At 52.3% G+C, this 17,826-nt stretch carries 13 protein-coding genes and 1 pseudogene; 9 read left to right on the top strand and 5 right to left on the bottom strand.

All coding sequences use genetic code 11. The features are described from left to right. Nucleotides 1–9 precede the first annotated feature (9 nt). The 4 genes from OGV38_RS23660 to yebS form a co-directional block, all read right to left on the bottom strand. Nucleotides 10–246, bottom strand: a complete 237-nt coding sequence (locus tag OGV38_RS23660) for a YebV family protein (RefSeq protein ID WP_029139506.1) — start codon at nucleotides 244–246, stop codon at nucleotides 10–12. Nucleotides 247–346: 100 nt separating this feature from the next. Beyond that, nucleotides 347–1,768 (bottom strand): 16S rRNA (cytosine(1407)-C(5))-methyltransferase RsmF, encoded by a 1,422-nt coding sequence (gene rsmF / locus OGV38_RS23655; protein WP_115190679.1) that lies wholly within the window; start codon nucleotides 1,766–1,768, stop codon nucleotides 347–349. An 83-nt stretch (nucleotides 1,769–1,851) separates the two neighbouring features. Continuing rightward, on the bottom strand, nucleotides 1,852–4,485 hold the full coding sequence (locus OGV38_RS23650; RefSeq protein WP_286475237.1) for a PqiB family protein: 2,634 nt from the start codon (nucleotides 4,483–4,485) through the stop codon (nucleotides 1,852–1,854). Next, nucleotides 4,454–5,737, bottom strand: a complete 1,284-nt coding sequence (yebS, locus tag OGV38_RS23645) for a membrane integrity lipid transport subunit YebS (protein ID WP_286475234.1) — start codon at nucleotides 5,735–5,737, stop codon at nucleotides 4,454–4,456. Before yebS ends, OGV38_RS23650 begins: the two co-directional genes overlap by 32 nt. A 128-nt stretch (nucleotides 5,738–5,865) precedes the next feature. On the opposite strand from yebS, the gene msrC reads away from it, so the two are divergent. The 4 genes from msrC (at nucleotide 5,866) to htpX (ending at nucleotide 10,269) form a co-directional block, all read left to right on the top strand. Further along, nucleotides 5,866–6,363, top strand: coding sequence for a free L-methionine (R)-S-oxide reductase MsrC (gene msrC, locus OGV38_RS23640; protein ID WP_016152783.1), 498 nt, complete (start codon nucleotides 5,866–5,868; stop codon nucleotides 6,361–6,363). 96 nt (nucleotides 6,364–6,459) lie between these two features. Then, entirely contained in the window at nucleotides 6,460–7,128 is a 669-nt protein-coding gene (gene proQ / locus OGV38_RS23635) for an RNA chaperone ProQ (RefSeq protein WP_286475231.1), read from the top strand. Between the two features lie 19 nt (nucleotides 7,129–7,147). Then, nucleotides 7,148–9,196, top strand: a complete 2,049-nt coding sequence (gene prc / locus OGV38_RS23630; protein WP_286475228.1) for a carboxy terminal-processing peptidase — start codon at nucleotides 7,148–7,150, stop codon at nucleotides 9,194–9,196. A 191-nt stretch (nucleotides 9,197–9,387) separates the two neighbouring features. Next, nucleotides 9,388–10,269: a protease HtpX gene (htpX, locus tag OGV38_RS23625; protein WP_003034964.1), complete on the top strand. Its 882-nt coding sequence runs from the start codon at nucleotides 9,388–9,390 to the stop codon at nucleotides 10,267–10,269. Between the two features lie 284 nt (nucleotides 10,270–10,553). On the opposite strand, the gene OGV38_RS23620 is transcribed toward htpX, so the two are convergent. Next, nucleotides 10,554–12,641: a TonB-dependent receptor gene (locus OGV38_RS23620; protein ID WP_286475225.1), complete on the bottom strand. Its 2,088-nt coding sequence runs from the start codon at nucleotides 12,639–12,641 to the stop codon at nucleotides 10,554–10,556. 431 nt (nucleotides 12,642–13,072) lie between these two features. Between OGV38_RS23620 and OGV38_RS23615 the strand changes: the two are divergent. The 5 genes and pseudogenes from OGV38_RS23615 (at nucleotide 13,073) to OGV38_RS23595 (ending at nucleotide 17,797) form a co-directional block, all read left to right on the top strand. Beyond that, nucleotides 13,073–14,659 (top strand): annotated as a pseudogene (locus OGV38_RS23615) (ABC transporter substrate-binding protein). Then, nucleotides 14,659–15,633, top strand: a complete 975-nt coding sequence (locus OGV38_RS23610; RefSeq protein WP_016156289.1) for an ABC transporter permease — start codon at nucleotides 14,659–14,661, stop codon at nucleotides 15,631–15,633. Before OGV38_RS23615 ends, OGV38_RS23610 begins: the two are co-directional and overlap by 1 nt. After that, nucleotides 15,623–16,435, top strand: a complete 813-nt coding sequence (locus OGV38_RS23605) for an ABC transporter permease (RefSeq protein ID WP_019076597.1) — start codon at nucleotides 15,623–15,625, stop codon at nucleotides 16,433–16,435. The genes OGV38_RS23610 and OGV38_RS23605 overlap by 11 nt, the downstream gene beginning before the upstream one ends. Continuing rightward, nucleotides 16,429–17,223 carry an ATP-binding cassette domain-containing protein gene (locus OGV38_RS23600; protein WP_016152790.1) on the top strand — a complete coding sequence of 265 codons (795 nt, stop codon included), beginning with the start codon at nucleotides 16,429–16,431 and terminating at the stop codon, nucleotides 17,221–17,223. Before OGV38_RS23605 ends, OGV38_RS23600 begins: the two co-directional genes overlap by 7 nt. After that, nucleotides 17,207–17,797 carry an ATP-binding cassette domain-containing protein gene (locus OGV38_RS23595; protein ID WP_016156291.1) on the top strand — a complete coding sequence of 197 codons (591 nt, stop codon included), beginning with the start codon at nucleotides 17,207–17,209 and terminating at the stop codon, nucleotides 17,795–17,797. Before OGV38_RS23600 ends, OGV38_RS23595 begins: the two co-directional genes overlap by 17 nt. Nucleotides 17,798–17,826: the final 29 nt, after the last annotated feature.

The raw sequence follows: 17,826 nt of genomic DNA, 5'->3' as shown, positions 1-17,826 counted from the left end.
CTTTTTGAATCAGGCAAGGCGCATGATCCAGGCATCTGACTTACGATCGTAGTGCTCGCGAAATAGAACTGAATGTTCTCCGTTAAGAAGAGCCGGGACGCTGGTGTCGGCATCCCAGGCATCAAGTTGCATGCATAAATCCGGATCGGATTTACACGGAATGGTTAACGTTCGGTCCCCTGGCGATTCGCCATGTAACTCGGCGTCGTCGATTTCAAAAGCGCCAATGCGCACACTGGTTTTCATCATCGTGCTCTCCGTTTATTTGCTGGTTGTGGTACGACCAGTTAGGCCGTCCATTTTTCAGCGTAGTCAACGTTAGCAAAAGCGCCAGTAAAAACGTGCGTTACCCTGTAAAGAGTTTGCCATCCCGGACAAGATCGCGCGGGTAGCTATTCTTTAATCGCGATCCAATACGTTTCGCCAGGCCAATCGGCTGATGCTGGAACGTAACCAGCACATCGTCGGTGGTCGGTGCGGTCTGCGGGTAGACATCCCGTCCGCGGTACCACTCTTCGGCTTCGGCAAGGGTCAGTTCGAACGCATGGCTGTGATTTGTGCTGGCGAGAGCAATGACGGCTTCATGCTGCCAGCGGTACCCTTTATTGTGCGTTTCAGCGAGTTTGATGCCGAGTCGGGAAAAGCGGACTTTGCCGATCAGGGTTTCAATCTCGGTTGGGAACAGCCAAATCTCTTTATCACGCTGCCACAGGCGCAGAGTGTCTTCCCACTGCAATCCACAGGCGTTAGCGGCCTGAGTGACAAGCGCGGATTCACGTCCTTTAAGCGGGCTGAACGGGAAGTTACCGACTTTGTATTTTGGCGTCGGTAGTGCAGGGATCGCGGCAGTTTTGCGCAGACGCGCGACGAAAAAACCTTCACAATCGTAGATCTGCGGGAACACATGCAGGAATCCTTCCGGGGTCAGGGCGCGTTCAGCCTCAGGGAATAAATCGCCCAGTGGTAAAAACTCGACGGCGTCCGGGTAGGTCTCAATCAACCACTGCATAATGTCTTCATTTTCGTCACGGTTCAGCGTGCAGGTCGAGTAAACCAACGTGCCGCCGGGACGCAAGGCATGAAAGGCGCTGTCGAGAAGTTCGCGCTGGGTTGCGGCAATTTCCAGATTACTTTCTGGCGACCAGTTTTTTAGCGCATCGGGATCTTTACGCACCACGCCTTCACCGGAACACGGCGCGTCCAGCAAAATGGCATCGAAGGCTTCTGGCAACGCTGCGCCAAATACCCGCCCGTCAAAATGGGTTAGCGCGACATTGGCTATCCCGCATCGGCTGATATTGGCATGCAGGACTTTGACGCGACTGGCGGAAAACTCATTTGCCAGAATTGCGCCCTGATTTTTCATTTTTGCGGCAATTTGCGTGGTTTTGGAGCCGGGGGCTGCCGCGACATCCATCACGCGATCTGGAGTGTTACCATCGGCAAACAGCGCGGCGACCGGCAGCATTGAGCTGGCTTCCTGAATATAAAACAGGCCGCTTAAATGTTCCGCGGTACTGCCGAGTGGTACTGACTTTTCATCATCGCGTTCGATCCAGAAACCTTCAGCGCACCAGGGTATCGGAGTGAGCGACCAGTTGTAAGGTGCTGTCAGAGTGAGGAAGTCGGCAACGGAGATTTTCAGCGTATTGACGCGGATGCTGCGACGAAGCGGACGCTGGCAGGCAGCGAGAAAATCATCAAATGAGAGCGTGGAAGGCATTGCTTCACGCATTTGGTTTAGAAAGGCGTCGGGAAAATAAGCCACTTGGTACCACCGGCAAAAAAACAGGTGCGCAGTGTAGCATAAGTGCTCCGGCGCGAGTATGTACGCCGGAGCAAGGGGAGAGATTAACGTGGCAGGGCGGTTCCCCATTCACGCCACTCTTTTGGTTCGCTTTCGAGCAGCAGGAAGTGTTTACCTGCCTGCGCTTTCGGGGCCAGCGGCGTACCCGGTGGCGTAGCGAAGGCGATTCCGCCGCGAATGAACTGATTGAAGGTACCGGTCTTCACGACGCCGCCGGTCAAACCAAAGTCGAGATTGTATCCTGATGCCAGCCAGAACACGGAGTTGTTCCGCACCAGATGCTGATAGCGCTGGCTAATGCGCATCGCCACCATCACGCGGTCAGAAAGCGAGCCCAGCGTCAGCCCGGTGACGGTCCCCACTTCAATGCCTCTGAACAGGACAGGCGTACCGATATTCAGCGAACCTGCTTCCGGCGCTTCTACCACAATACTCAGACCATCGAGGTAACGAGAGTCGGTAATGGTGGCTTCCTGCAGTTCAAAATCACGGCGCGGGTTACCGCGTCCTGGTTCAACGTTAATATACGGCTGTATGATCGTATCCAGATGCTCGACGCCTGCCGCTGAGATTTGCGGTGTGATCACGGAGAAGCGGGTACCGCTACGGGCAAAAGTCTGCACGTATTCCGGATACAGAACCGCTTTTGCCTGAACTTCGTTACGGGCGGTGATCAGCTCAAGCGTCTGGATCTGGCCGATATCGATCCCCAGGTAGCGAATTGGCATGCCCGCCGCGAGTTTACCGGCATCGAACGCGTGCAGGGTTATCTGCCCGCCCACTGCACGTGCAGCGGTTTCGGAAGCATACAGAATACGCTTGTCGCCTTTGCGTTGGCTGGCGCTGGCGCCGCTGAGGTTATCGAAGCTAATCGCCCCTTTGAGCGCTCGCGACAGGGGAGATGCCTGTACGGTCAATCCGCTACCGTTAAGCTGAACCTTTGCCCCGCCTTCGGCCCAGAATACGCTGTTGCTGGTCAGCAGGTTGCGATATTCCGGTTTGATATGCAGATCGATATCAAACGCATCGGCGCGTGGGCGAACGCTAATCACTTCACCGACCTCGAATTTGCGGTATAAGACCACCGAACCGGCCTGCACATCAGGCAGCGTTTCGGCGCTCAGGCTGAGCGTGGTAGTTGGCAGATCGCTCAGGCTGTTTTCAATCGCTTTTTCCAGGTTGGCATACAGCGGGTAGCTTTTTTTCATTTCACCCTTGGTACCGGGCAAAATACGAATGCCGCCGCTGAGCCATTCGCTGGCGCTGGCGCCAAGGAATTCCACGCCATCAAGCCCGACCTTGACGTCAACGCGGCTGTTGACCACGAACTTACTGTCACCTTGCACCAGGGCGCGATGCTGTGGTTCGATGGCAACGGTAAATGAAACACCTTTGCCAGAGAGCGTGCGATCAATCACCTGACCGACCTGTACGCCGTGAAGAATCAGTGGCTGACCGGCATCAATACCGTAACTCTCCGGCGCGGTCAGCGTAAGCGTCATGACGCCCGGATCGTGTAACAACGACTTCTCAGCAGGAATAACCGCAAACTGGTTACGCGGCTCGCCCTCGCCAGGTACCAGCTCGAAAGTTTTGCCCGTTAGTAGCGAACTGATATTTGCATCGTTTAACGATAATTTAGGGCTGTGTAATTCAATCCGCGTATTGTCGCGCAGCAGCGTTACTACGCTGGGATCGACCGTCATTTCGCCGGTCACTTTACCGCCTGGATTTAAATCCAGTTTGGTCAGTTGCCCGACTTCTAATCCTTGATACATCAGCGACGTTGAGCCGGCCTTGGGTCCATCGCCGCTGGGTAAATCAAGCTTGACGATCACTCCCCGCTGGCTGTGCGCGAGATCCTGATACAAACCAAACGTGTCATCGGCCACCGCGGGTTTAGAGTCTTCGGGCGAATCAAAAGCAATGGCGCCATTGACCAGCGCCGCCAGACTCTCCAGCTTGATTTTCGCTCCGCTGAGGCTGACATCCGCATTCACACCGGACACGTTCCAGAAACGGCTGCCTTTTTTCACCAGGTTGGTAAAGCGACGTTCGATCAGCACGTCGATGGTTACGCCCTGATGATTTGGGTTGATGGTGTAGTCATACACCCGGCCCACCGGAATCTTGCGGAAATAAACCAGCGAACCGCTATTGAGCGACCCGAGGTCAGGGGCGCGCAGGTGCAGCATTAAATCGCCATTATCCAGACGATATTTGGGCTGCGTATCGAGGGCGACGAAATGATCTTCCGGCTCGCCGGTTCCGGGCATCATGCCGATATAGTTGCCGCCAACCAACGCATCCAGGCCAGAAACCCCCGCCAGCGACGCTTTCGGCGTGACCAACCAGAACTGGGTATCTTTGCGCAGAGCATCTTTCATGGTCGATTTGATGCTGACGCGCACTTCAATTTTGCGTAGATCTTCGCTGAGGTTGATATCTTGCACGGTGCCCACTTCAACGCCCTGATAACGAACGGGAGTACGGCCCGGTACAATGCCGTCAGCAGACATAAAGTCAATGGTTACGGTATTGCCGCGATCTTCATAGCTTCCCCAGATAAGCCATCCTGCAATCATCAGCGCGATGAAAGGCAGCAGCCAGAACGGAGAGATACGGCGTTTAGTTTTAATCTGCGCTTCAGTCTGCGAAGCGGGCGTTTCCTGACTCATGTGCATCCCAAAGTAAGCGGCTGTCCAGCCATTCCACAGCAAGAATAGTCAATATTACCGCTGCGCCGAAATAAAACGCAGCTGGCCCCATAGTAAAAGCAAGTATCTGATCGCGATTAATCAGCGACATGGTTAAAGCGATAACAAAGAGATCCAGCATCGACCAGCGACCAATCCAGGTCACCATACGCAGCAGTTTGATGCGGGTACGCAATCCTTGCTCACATCTAAAATGGATGCTGATGAGCAACGTAAACATCACAATCACTTTGGTGAATGGCACCAGAATACTGGCGATAAAAACAATCGCCGCTACGCCAACGTTGCTGTTCGCCAGGGACATTATGCCTGACAGGATCGTGTCTTCCTGGCGGCCGCCATTGACATAAATTACCGAGATGGGCAGCAGATTAGCAGGCAAAAGCAGGACGATCGAGGCCAGCAGAGCAGCCCAACACTTTTGGATACTTTGATTCCTGCGCCAGCGCAACGGGATATGACAGCGAGGGCAGCGACCTCGGGCGTCCGGATAACCTGTAAAGTGGCAGCCGAGGCAGACGCGGAGTTTTTCATCGGGCCGTCGGGCTGGTCTTTGCGGGTAGAAACGGTCCCAAAGCTGCTCAACGTTAAGGTGCGACAGCGTCAAAACACTGAGGATCACCAGCGCAATAAAAGCAAACAGACCTACACCGGGTTGCAAAAAAGCATAGTCCTGAACTTTGATTGATGCGACGCCAATGCCCACCAGATAGATATCAAGCATCACCCACTCTTTGAGCCTTTCCAGCATCAGCAGCACTGGGCGCAGGCTCATCCCAAGAATATTGCCAAACCACAGATAAGCGATTGAGGTCACGAGAATGATGGGCGCACCGGCAACGCAAAAGAGTACGAAGGATGCGGTGAGTGGGTCGCCTTGTCGGGTCATTTGCCAGATGCCTTGCAGCACATTGGCGTCAATGCGCACACCTAATAAATAGATGTGCAGAAGCGGTTCTCCCCAGGCAAAGGGCATCAGCAGCAGCATGGTGAAAGCCATAGCCGCCAGTCGTGTTAATGACCAGTCGCGTCCGTCACGAATTTTTGCCTGACAGCGTGGGCAAAATGCACTTTGGTGCGAACGCATTTTAGGCAAGCTAAAGATCAGGTCACATTCAGGGCAACGATGGTAATGCGCACGAGGGAGTGCATCACCAATGGACCTGATGGCTATTTTTTTAGTCGGCGTGATGCGTGGTGTCGTTAAGGCCATGTATCGCGAATCAAATTGTTGAAGTAATGTTATCTTAACTCATGACGGGAATGATCTTGAGCATTAACGCATTTAATGTTTATTTTAGTAGGCTGCAGCTTTAAGTAAGACAACTAAGTGATTACATAATGAACAAAACAGAGCTATACACGGATCTGAACCGTGACTTTCAGGCATTAATGGCAGGTGAAACCAGTTTTCTGGCAACGCTGGCAAATACCAGCGCGTTGTTGTACGAACGTCTTGCAGAAGTAAACTGGGCCGGTTTTTATCTGCTCGAAAACGATACGCTGGTGCTGGGACCTTTCCAGGGAAAAATCGCCTGCGTGCGGATCCCGGTAGGACGTGGGGTGTGTGGGACCGCAGTAGCGCAGAACCAGGTTCAGCGCATTGAGGACGTTCATGCTTTTGACGGACACATCGCATGTGATGCCGCCAGCAACGCTGAAATCGTCCTGCCAATCACCGTCGAAAATCAGATAATCGGCGTGCTGGATATCGATAGCACGGCGTTTGGCCGCTTTACTGACGAGGATGAACAGGGGCTGCGAACGCTGGTGGCACAGCTTGAAACCGTGCTTGCAACGACGGATTACAAAAAATTCTTTGCGCGCGTCGCAGGATAATCAACGGATAACGTAGCAATTACTGATGACGTCATTATAATGTCGCCTGTTCATGCCTGCGCTTGTTGGCTACGTCCGTTGTAATCAGGAAATTTCATGGAAAATCAACCTAAGTTGAATAGCAGTAAAGAAGTCATCGCGTTTCTGGCCGAACGCTTCCCGCAGTGTTTTAGTGCGGAAGGCGAAGCGCGCCCACTGAAAATTGGCATTTTTCAGGATCTGGTAGAGCGTGTTGAGGGCGAAATGAACCTCAGCAAGACGCAGCTCCGCTCTGCCTTACGTCTCTATACTTCAAGCTGGCGCTATCTGTATGGCGTTAAATTGGGCGCAACGCGTGTTGATCTCGACGGCAACCCTTGTGGTGAGCTGGATGAGCAGCACGTTGAACATGCTCGCAAACAGCTGGAAGAAGCTAAAGCCCGCGTTCAGGCGCAACGTGCAGAGCAACAGGCGAAAAAACGCGAAGCAGCCGCTGCTGCTGGTGAAAAAGAAGACGCACCGCGTCGCGAGCGTAAGCCGCGTCCTGCACCGCGTCGTAAACCTCGCGCTGAGAAACCAGCAGCAAAAGCACCGCGTGCTCCTCGTGAAGAACAGCATACCCCGGTATCTGATATTTCAGTACTGACGGTAGGGCAGTCTCTGAAGGTGAAAGCAGGTAATAATGCGATGGATGCCACCGTATTAGAAATCACCAAAGATGGCGTCCGTGTACAGCTGAATTCGGGTATGTCTTTGATTGTACGCGCAGAACACCTGGTGTTCTGAAACGGAGGCCAGGCCTGGCATGAACACATTTTTTAGGCTTACTGCGTTAGCTGGTCTGCTTGCATTAGCAGGCCAGGCACTTGCTGTGGAAGATATCACGCGTGCCGATCAAATCCCCGTTTTAAAGGAAGAAACCCAGCATGCGACGGTAAGTGAACGTGTGACATCGCGTTTTACGCGTTCGCACTATCGCCAGTTCGATCTTGATCAGGCGTTTTCGGCAAAAATTTTTGACCGCTATTTGAATCTGCTCGACTACAGCCACAACGTGCTGTTGGCGAGCGATATCGAACAGTATGCAAAAAAGAAAACGGTCCTTGGCGATGAACTGCGTACCGGCAAGCTGGATGTCTTTTACGATCTCTATAATCTGGCGCAAAAACGCCGATTTGAACGTTATCAGTACGCTTTAAGCGTACTGGCACGTCCAATGGATTTCACCGGTACCGACACCTTTAACCTCGACCGGAGCAAAGCGCCATGGCCGAAGAGCGAAGCAGAGCTTAACGCGCTGTGGGACGGCAAGGTTAAATTTGACGAACTCAGCCTGAAGCTGACCGGCAAAACCGATGCGGAAATTCGTGAAACGCTGACGCGTCGCTACAAGTTTGCGATTCGCCGTCTGGCGCAGACCAACAGCGAAGGTGTGTTCTCTCTGGCGATGACGGCTTTCGCCCGCGAGATCGACCCGCATACTAACTATCTCTCTCCACGCAATACCGAACAGTTCAATACTGAAATGAGCCTGTCTCTGGAAGGTATTGGCGCGGTTTTGCAAATGGATGATGACTACACCGTCATTAACTCCATGGTGGCGGGCGGCCCGGCAGCCAAGAGCAAAGCAATAAGCGTTGGTGACCGTATTGTCGGCGTGGGTCAGACCGGTAAGGGAATGGTCGACGTGATTGGCTGGCGTCTGGATGACGTTGTTGCGCTGATCAAAGGACCCAAAGGCAGCAAAGTTCGCCTTGAAATCCTGCCTGCCGGTAAAGGTACTAAGACGCGTACCGTCACGTTAACGCGTGAACGTATTCGTCTCGAAGACCGCGCCGTGAAAATGTCCGTGAAAACCGTTGGCAAAGAAAAAGTCGGCGTACTGGATATCCCTGGCTTCTATGTTGGCCTGACGGATGATGTCAAAGTTCAGTTGCAGAAGCTGGAAAAACAGAACATCAGCAGCATCATTATCGATCTGCGTACTAACGGTGGCGGCGCGCTGACCGAAGCCGTTTCGCTCTCCGGTCTGTTCATTCCTTCCGGCCCGGTGGTTCAGGTTCGTGACAATAACGGTAAAGTGCGTGAAGACAGCGATACCGACGGCGTTGTGTACTACAAAGGCCCGCTGGTAGTGTTAGTCGATCGCTTCAGTGCTTCGGCATCAGAGATTTTTGCTGCGGCAATGCAGGATTATGGTCGTGCGCTGATCGTTGGTGAACCGACTTTCGGGAAAGGCACTGTACAGCAGTATCGCTCTCTGAACCGTATTTATGATCAGATGCTGCGTCCGGAATGGCCGGCGCTGGGTTCTGTTCAGTATACGATCCAGAAATTCTACCGTGTAAACGGTGGCAGTACGCAGCGTAAGGGCGTTACGCCGGACATCATCATGCCGACAGGTAATGAAGAAACAGAAACCGGTGAGAAGTTTGAAGATAACGCGCTGCCGTGGGATAGCATTGATGCTGCGACCTACACCAAATCAGAGAATCTGACGCCGTTCGGACCTGAATTGTTAAAAGAGCACAATGCGCGAATTGCCAACGATCCTGAGTTCCAGTACATCATGAAGGATATTGCGCGTTTCAATGCGATGAAGGATAAACGCAACATCGCTTCTCTCAATTACGCTCAGCGTGAGAAAGAGAATAACGAAGATGACGCAATGCGTCTGGCGCGTATCAACGATCGGTTTAAGCGAGAAGGTAAGCCGCCGCTGAAAAAACTGGACGATTTACCGAAGGATTACCAGGAACCAGATCCCTACCTGGATGAAACGGTAAAAATTGCGCTTGACCTGGCGCATCTTGAAAAAGAAAAGCCAGCGGAACAGCCCGCAACCAGTAAATAACCTCCAACAGGCACAAGAAATTGTGCCTGTTTTTTAACAAACGCATGAAGACGTCAGTGTGATACGATAAAATGTAAAGTTGTGTCTTTCTGGTGACTTAGCACCTATGGATGCTTGAAAATAGCCATAAGACCCATACGATATGGGTAATCGCATAGTGCGTTTTGTTAAATTGAGGTTAAAAGAAAATTATGATGCGAATCGCGCTCTTCCTGCTGACGAACCTGGCTGTGATGGTCGTTTTCGGGCTGGTATTGAGCCTGACAGGGATTCAGTCAAGCAGCGTTCAAGGCTTGTTGATCATGGCACTGCTGTTTGGTTTTGGTGGTTCCTTCATTTCGCTGCTGATGTCCAAATGGATGGCGTTAAAATCCGTTGGTGGGGAAGTGATCGAACAGCCTCGCAATGAAAGAGAACGCTGGCTGATGAATACGGTAGCGAATCAGGCTCGCCAGGCTGGGATCGCTATGCCGCAGGTTGCAATCTACCATGCGCCAGATATTAACGCGTTTGCTACCGGTGCGCGCCGGGATGCTTCGCTGGTGGCTGTGAGTACAGGCCTGTTGCAAAACATGAGCCCGGACGAAGCCGAAGCCGTTATCGCGCATGAAATCAGCCACATTGCCAATGGCGATATGGTTACCATGACGCTCATTCAGGGTGTGGTGAACACCTTCGTTATCTTTATCTCACGTATTCTGGCGCAAATTGCCGCTGGCTTTATGGGCGGAAACCGCGATGAGGGTGAGGGCAGTAACGGCAACCCATTGATCTACTTCGCAGTGGCGACGGTTCTGGAACTGGTGTTTGGTATTCTGGCGAGCATTATTACCATGTGGTTCTCACGTCATCGTGAATTCCATGCGGATGCCGGTTCAGCAAAACTGGTGGGGCGTGAGAAAATGATCGCCGCGCTGCAGCGTCTGAAAACCAGCTATGAGCCGCAGGAAGCGACCAGCATGATGGCGTTCTGCATCAACGGTAAATCCAAGTCGTTGAGTGAGCTGTTTATGACTCACCCGCCGTTGGATAAACGTATTGAAGCGCTGCGCAGCGGAGAGTATTTGAAGTAAGTTAATGGCTGTCACGGGGCACCCGTTGCTCCGTGACTCATAAAACATAATGGCTATTTAAAGCTATCGATTAAAGCCTCGCCCAGACTATTCTGTCCCAGTTCAGCTTAACCTCTCATTCCGTCATTTTTCTCTGCCGGGGACGAAAATATTCCTTGTCGCTTTATCTCTGGTAAAAACATTGGAGCCCCGCTGGCTGGCAAAAAGAACAGTGCCGGGCATTTGGTGAAACCCAGTGGTCGACGGGCTATCATTGACAGCCCGTCTGGTAGGAAAAAACTAAATCAGAACTGGTAGTTTAACGATACCCAATAGTTACGGCCCGGGTTTACGTATCCGGTAGTAGATTGAGCAGTCTGATAGTAATCTCCTGCGTAGGTGCTATTACGGCCCACCTGATAAAGTTTAACCTCGCTAAAGTCTTTATCCAGCACGTTATTGACCGCCGTATTCAGCGTCAGATCTTTGGTCAGCTTATAAGACATCCCCATGTCGAGAACGGTCCAGGCTTTTAAATCAGCGCCTTTATCGTCATAGACGGCCTTTTGTACTGCGCTGAGGTTGTTGTAATTTTCGGTAAAGCGTGGAGCTTTACCGCGATAACGTGCGCTCAGCCAGGCATTCATATCTTCCGTTGCCTGCCAGTTCAGGCGAGCGTTAGCCATATGTTTTGGCGTGTAGCTTAACGGCGCGCCTTTATTGTCACCATCTTTTTGCTTGCTCTGGGTGTAGGTGTAGTTGAGGGATAAAGTCAGCACATCCGACCACAGAGGGAAGGTGCTGGCAAATTCAACGCCATCGGTCCTTGCCTTGCCGCTGTTGGTATAGCTGTTGGTATTATCATCGATAGAATACGAGACAATTTTATTTTTGTATTCGGTATAGAAGCCGGTAATGTTGGCGTTCAGCCCGGTGTCGTTCTCGTAATACAGCCCGGTTTCGTAGCTGATACTTTCCTCAGGTTTTAGGTTCGGATTACCGACCGTATTCACGGTTCCTTGCGCGGTTACGCCGCTGATCCCGTTATGTAACTGGCTCAGTGATGGCGCTTTATAACCTGTCGTCACGCCGCCTTTGAGCGTCCATTCGTCGGATACGTCCCAAACCATATACGCGCGTGGGCTGAGATGACCGCCAAAGACATCGTTATGCTCGTAGCGTGTCCCTGCGGTTAAGGCCAACGAGTCGAGAATATGCCATTCATCTTCTACATAGGCTGCCCACGTTTTTTGATGGAACGTTTCGCCGGTATTGGCCAGCACCACACCGTCTTTCATCCGCGCATCCCAATATTCCCCGCCGAGGGTTAAGAGGTGCGAATCACCTAATGGCGTCAGCAGTACTGAGTCCAGAATGACGTTAGTGTTCTTCAGTTCACGTGCGTCACCGGCCCGGCCTGCGTTCTCTGGCGTGAGTGCGGAGGAGACCAGTTGTCGTCCTTTGTTCTCAGTTTCATTCCAGCCGAGGGAGGATTTCCATGTGCCGAACGTTAAGGCGGTATCGTGGCCGAGGGTGACTTTGTTACGCTCATAGCGCAGCGTTTTATCGTAACCCCCCGTCAGGTTACCCAACTGACCGTCATCGTTATCATAGCGCTGTCTGGCGGAGTCGAGATCTAACCATAGCGTATTGCTTTCATTCGTCTTCCAGTCGAGTCGCGTGCCGATGTTATAGTTTTCTGACTCGGTAGGATAAGGTACGCGGGTGGAGGAGGTATCGCTCAGGGAGGTAACGCTGGAACCCTGACGTTGGGTGGTGCTACCCCGAACCTGCATATCCAGTACGCCAGCGATTAACGGGCCGCTTGACCAGAAGTTGGCGACCGTGCTGTTACCCCATTTATTACTCTCTTGCAGGTTAACGTCGGTATTGATGGAGGTGCTCCATTTATCGGTGCTTTTTTTGGTGATGATATTCACCACGCCACCGATTGCGTCGGAGCCATAAAGCGTCGACATCGGGCCGCGGATCACCTCAATATGATCGATTGCCGCCAGTGGAGGCATAAAGCTGGTATTCATAGCTGAGAAGCCGTTTGGCGTCACATCGCTGCTGCCGTTTTGACGAATACCATCAATCAGGATCAGGGTATAACTGGCGGGCATGCCACGAATGCTGATCTCCAGACCACCGGTTTTACCGGTGCTGCTTTCGACATCCACCCCTTCAACAGAACGCAAGGCTTCGCCTAAATCATTATATTTATTGGTTTGTAACTCTTGCTGTGAAATAACGGAGACGCTGGCGGCAGCGTTGGTGATTTTCTTTTCGTAACCGGAAGCGGTTACCACCATAACATCTTCAGCAAAGGCCAGGGGACTGGAAAATCCTAGACAGGACAGAACAACAGAAGCAATAGGTTTTAAGCGCATAGTCAAACTTCCTTTGTTAAAAATTCAAAGGAAGTAAGATAATTGATGGGAATGATAATAAAATAATTATCATTATATGTTTACATAACTTATCACTTCTGGTGTTTTTCTTGAATAAATATACATAAATTGTCATTAGTTTTAGCTAAGTAAATAGCGTAAATGACCAATAATTAGTATTTGTAATCATTAGGTTGTAATTAATTTGCCATTAATTGAATGGCTAACATTTAATCTATTTTCTGCGATTCAGAAGGTACTCAATTAGGAGTATCAGAAAAAAGTATGATAATTTTAGAAAATCGTCATACTTTTCTGCGCCGCATCATTTTTTTCGTCATTTCAGTCCGCCATAATCCCTTCCCCAGGAGACCGTTTAACGGAATTGAATCGTTGAGCGGCATAAAAATAACGCAAATCTGGATAACATAATGATTAAAGGCAAGCTGGCACTGCTTACGTGCGCATTGACTCTCGCATTAACCTCACCACTTCTCGCCGCGCAAAATGTGAGCGAGGGTCAGACGTTGAAGCTGGCAATTGGACCTGAGCCAACGGAAGGGTTTGACCCGATGCTGGGCTGGAGTCATGGCAGCTATTTGCTTTTGCATGCACCATTATTAAAACAAAACGCAGATATGAGCTGGGGTAACCTGCTGACGGAAAAAGTTGAAACCAGCGCTGACGGCAAAACCTGGACGTTGACGTTAAAACCCGACCTTAAATTCTCCGATGGTTCCCCGCTAACCGCTGAAGATGTGGTGTTCACCTATAATAAAGCCGCAAAGAGCGGCGGCAAAATCGACATGGGAAACTTTACTCATGCCAGCCTGAAAGATAACCGCACGGCAGAAATCACGCTGCGCAGCCCGCAGAGCACCTTTGTGAACGTGCTGGGCTCTTTGGGTATTGTTCCCGAAAAACGGTATGACGAAAAAACATTCGCCAAAAATCCGATTGGCGCGGGCCCTTATCGGTTGGTGAGTTTTCAGCCGGGGCAGCAGCTGATCGTGGAGGCGAACCCCTGGTATGCCGGTAAGAAAAATGATTTCAGTAAGCTGGTGTTTGTCTTCCTTGATGAAGATAACGCTTATGCCGCAGCGCGCAGTGGTCAACTGGGACTCGTGCGTATCGCGCCTTCGATGGCGGTTGCCCCTCAACAGCAGAATTTGAAGCTTTGGGTACGCGACAGCGTGGAAAATCGTGGCATTGTGTTCCCGATGGTTCCAGCGGGTAAAAAAGACGCCAATGGTTATCCGATCGGTAACGATATTACGGCTGATATCGCCATCAGGCGCGCCATCAACTACGCCATCGATCGTAAACAACTTGCCGATCAGGTCATGGAAGGTCATGCGATTCCGGCGTATAGCGCGGTTCAGGGCCTGCCATGGCAGGGACAGTCAGTTGCGTTCAAAGATGGCGACAGCGAAAAAGCGCGGATGATTCTGGAAGAAGCCGGCTGGAAGGTGGGGAAAGACGGCGTACGCGTGAAAGACGGTAAAGAGGCTCGCCTGACTCTATGGTACGCCAGCGGTGACAGTACGCGCCGGGATATAGCCGAGGCCGTACGTGCGATGCTGGAGCCCGTGGGTATTCAGGTCTCGCTGCAATCCGGAAGCTGGGAAACCGTTGAGCGGCATATGCATTCGAATCCGACGCTGTTTGGCTGGGGAAGCCTGGATCCGATGGAGCTTTTCCATCACTACAGCAATCAGGCCGCGGGCGTGGAATACTACAATCCAGGCTATTACAGCAATCCCGTCGTTGAACAACATCTTAAACAGGCCATTGATGCTCCGGACTGGCAAAAAGCGTTGCCTTTCTGGTAACAGGTGGAGTGGGATGGCAAGCAAGGGGCTGGGGTGCAGGGCGATGCCGCCTGGGCATGGCTGCTGAACATTCAGCACACTTATCTGGCAAATCCGTGTATTGACTTAGGCAAAGGCGCGCCGGAGATCCACGGTAGCTGGTCCCTGCTCAATAATCTGGATGAATGGACCTGGACCTGCCGTTGATGAAGTCTGTTGTAGGCCATTTTCTACGGCTGATAGTGTTATTAGTGCTGGTTGCGGCTGGCACTTTTATGCTGCTCAGCTTTTCTCCTGTCGATCCGATTCGCGCCTATATCGGCAACGATCTCCTGCACGTGCCACCGGAACAATATGCGCGTATCGCTGCCCGCTGGGGATTAGACCAGCCGTTATGGGAGCGTTTTGGTCACTGGTTTATACGTGTATTGCAGGGCGATCTCGGCTACTCAATGTTGTTTAATGCACCGGTTGCCAGCGTAATCAAGGAGCGCTTTGCGACTTCGTTTGCCTTGCTTGGCGGCGCGTGGCTGCTCTCCGGCATACTGGGAACGGCAATGGGATTTGTCGCGGGTCGTTATCTGAATCGCTGGCCGGATAAAGCAATCTGTCGACTCAGCTATCTGCTTTCGTCGTTGCCGACCTTCTGGATTGGCATGCTGCTGCTGGCGTTATTTGCCGTGCGCTGGCCGGTATTTCCGGTCTGCTGCGCGTGGGAGCCGGGCAACAGTGGTGATATGGCCACGCTGGCTGAGCGTCTGCGCCATTTAGTGCTGCCCGTTTGCGCGCTAAGTTTATTGGGACTTGGCCAAATTACACTTCATACACGGGAAAGTATCGCCAGCGTGATGAAAAGCGATTTTGTCCGTTTTGCGCGTTCTCAGGGAGATAAAGGCTGGTCGCTGTTGCGTCATCAGGTTCTGCGCCACGCTATCACGCCCGCGCTGTGCCTGCAGTTCGCCTCGCTGGGAGAACTGCTGGGCGGCGCACTGCTGGCGGAAAAAGTTTTTGCTTATCCGGGACTGGGACAGGCCACTATTGATGCCGGATTGCGCGGCGATCTGCCGTTACTGATGGGAATTGTGTTGTTCAGTACCGTGTTAGTGTTCATTGGCAACTCGTTGTCTACCTGGCTTGTCCATGTGTTGAACCGTGCTCTGGAGCGACCTGATGCTCTATAATCCGACGCCGACGCTAATTCGTCTTCTGCTCTCTTTTAGCTGCCTGCTAGGCATTGCGGTGTATGGCGCAGCGACGCTGGATAACCCATTGAGCGTTAATCTGCTTGCCCGTCATTTACCGCCTGATGCGCTGTATTGGTTTGGCACCGATAACCTCGGTCGTGATCTGTGGATTCGTTGCTTTCAGGGCGCGTTAACCAGTCTGCAAATTGGTATTGGCGCGGCGTTGTGCAGCGGCTTCATCGCATTAATGATGGCGGCGGTTTCACGTATACATCCGCGTCTGGATGTACTAATGCGTCTGATTACCGATGCCATGCTGTCAATGCCGCATCTGCTGTTGCTCATATTGATCTGTTTCACGCTGGGCGGCGGAAAAAATGGGGTGATTATGGCGGTTGCGTTGACCCACTGGCCGCGTCTGGCGCTAATCCTGCGTGCCGAAGCGCAGCGCGTGGCCCACAGTGACTATCTGACGTTAACCTGGCGTCTGGGACACGGACATTTTTACTGCTGGCGGCATCACTATCTCCCGGCATTGTTACCCCAGTGGTTAACGGGAACCTTGCTGATGTTTCCCCATGCGGTGTTGCACAGCGCGGCGTTGAGCTTCCTCGGTTTTGGGCTGGCGCCGCATGAACCATCGCTGGGCCTGTTGCTGGCTGATGCGCTGAGGTTTATCAGTCATGGCGACTGGTGGTTAGTGCTGTTTCCCGGGCTGATGCTATTCAGTCTGGTTATGTTATTCGATCAGCTCGCAAGGGCAGTGCATCGTTTATGGTTACGAGGTGACGCATGTTGAGTTTAAGACAGGTCTCGCTGGACGTGGCGCGTTATCGCTGGTACGGCGCGAGAAACTGGTCTTCGCTGTTGCAGGATATCTCTTTCGACGTAGCGCCAGGTCAGATGGTGGCGTTAGTTGGGGGAAGTGGGGAAGGTAAAAGCCTGTTGCTGCAATGTCTGCTTGATCTCTTACCGGACAATTTGCGTTTCAACGGCTCCATCACCCTGGAAGGGAAAACGCTGGATAGTGATGATATTCGCAAATGTCGTGGCAATACTTTCAGCTATGTCCCGCAAGGTGTTCAGGCGCTTAACCCGCTGCTCTCGATTGAAAAGCATCTGCGCAGGGCAAGTCAGCTCTCTGGCCAGGCCTGGAATGCCGGAAAAATTGAACGATTGCTCCAGCGTAGCCAACTGGAAAGTCGCGTATTAGATGCTTTCCCACGCCAGCTTTCGGGGGGGATGGCGAAACGTGTTCTGGCCTGTCACGCGTCGCTGAGCCAGGCTCGCTATATTCTGGCTGATGAAATTACCGCCTGGCTTGATGCACCGCTGGCTAATCAACTGCTTGAACAGCTACGTGAGCAATGTGAGCAAGGGGCTGGCGTTTTATGGGTAACGCACGACCTTACGCTGGCCGCTCGCCACGCGGACCGCATTGTCGCGCTGCATCAGGGAAGGGTGTCGGATAACGTCAGCCGGGAACAGCTGTTACGCGGAGAGATCAGCGAGCATCTGCAACGCCAATGGCGGGCGCTGCCTGAAAGAAATCAACTTTTTGGAGAGCGCGATGCTGTGCTGTCGTGAGGTGACGATTTGTCAGGGAGGAAAGGTGCTATGGCAAAATCTGACCTTCTCTCTGCGCCCCGGAGAACGCATTGGGGTTTGCGCACCCAGCGGAACCGGCAAAACAACGTTGGGGCGCGTACTGGCGGGCTGGCAAAAACCGACCTCGGGTGACATTCTGGTTGATGACCAACCGCTGCCAATGCACCAGTATTGCCCGGTGCAACTGGTGCCACAGCATCCGGAATTAACCTTTAACCCCCGGCGTAGCACTGGCGATGCGGTTTATGATGCCTGGCGACCTGATGCTGAACTGCTTACCCGTCTTCACATCAATCCTGAGTGGTTAACCCGCCGTCCCGGACAGCTTTCTGGCGGTGAACTGGCGCGAATTGCTTTACTTCGCGCGCTGGATCCGCGGACACGTTTTCTTATTGCCGATGAAATTACCGCCCAGCTCGATCCTTCCATTCAAAAAGATATCTGGGTATTACTGCTTGAAGAGTGCCAGCGTCGGCCATTAGGTATGCTCATTATCAGCCATCAGCAGGCTCTGCTTGAGCAGATTTGCTCCAGAAAACTCATTGAAGCGTGAGGCAATAACGTGCAGTAATGTCTATTGAT

The organism is Citrobacter sp. Cb080 (assembly GCF_030334745.1).
Lineage (GTDB): Bacteria > Pseudomonadota > Gammaproteobacteria > Enterobacterales > Enterobacteriaceae > Citrobacter > Citrobacter braakii.
The sequence above is the reverse complement of the archived record's forward strand: the minus strand, read 5'-3'. Positions and strand labels throughout refer to the sequence as shown.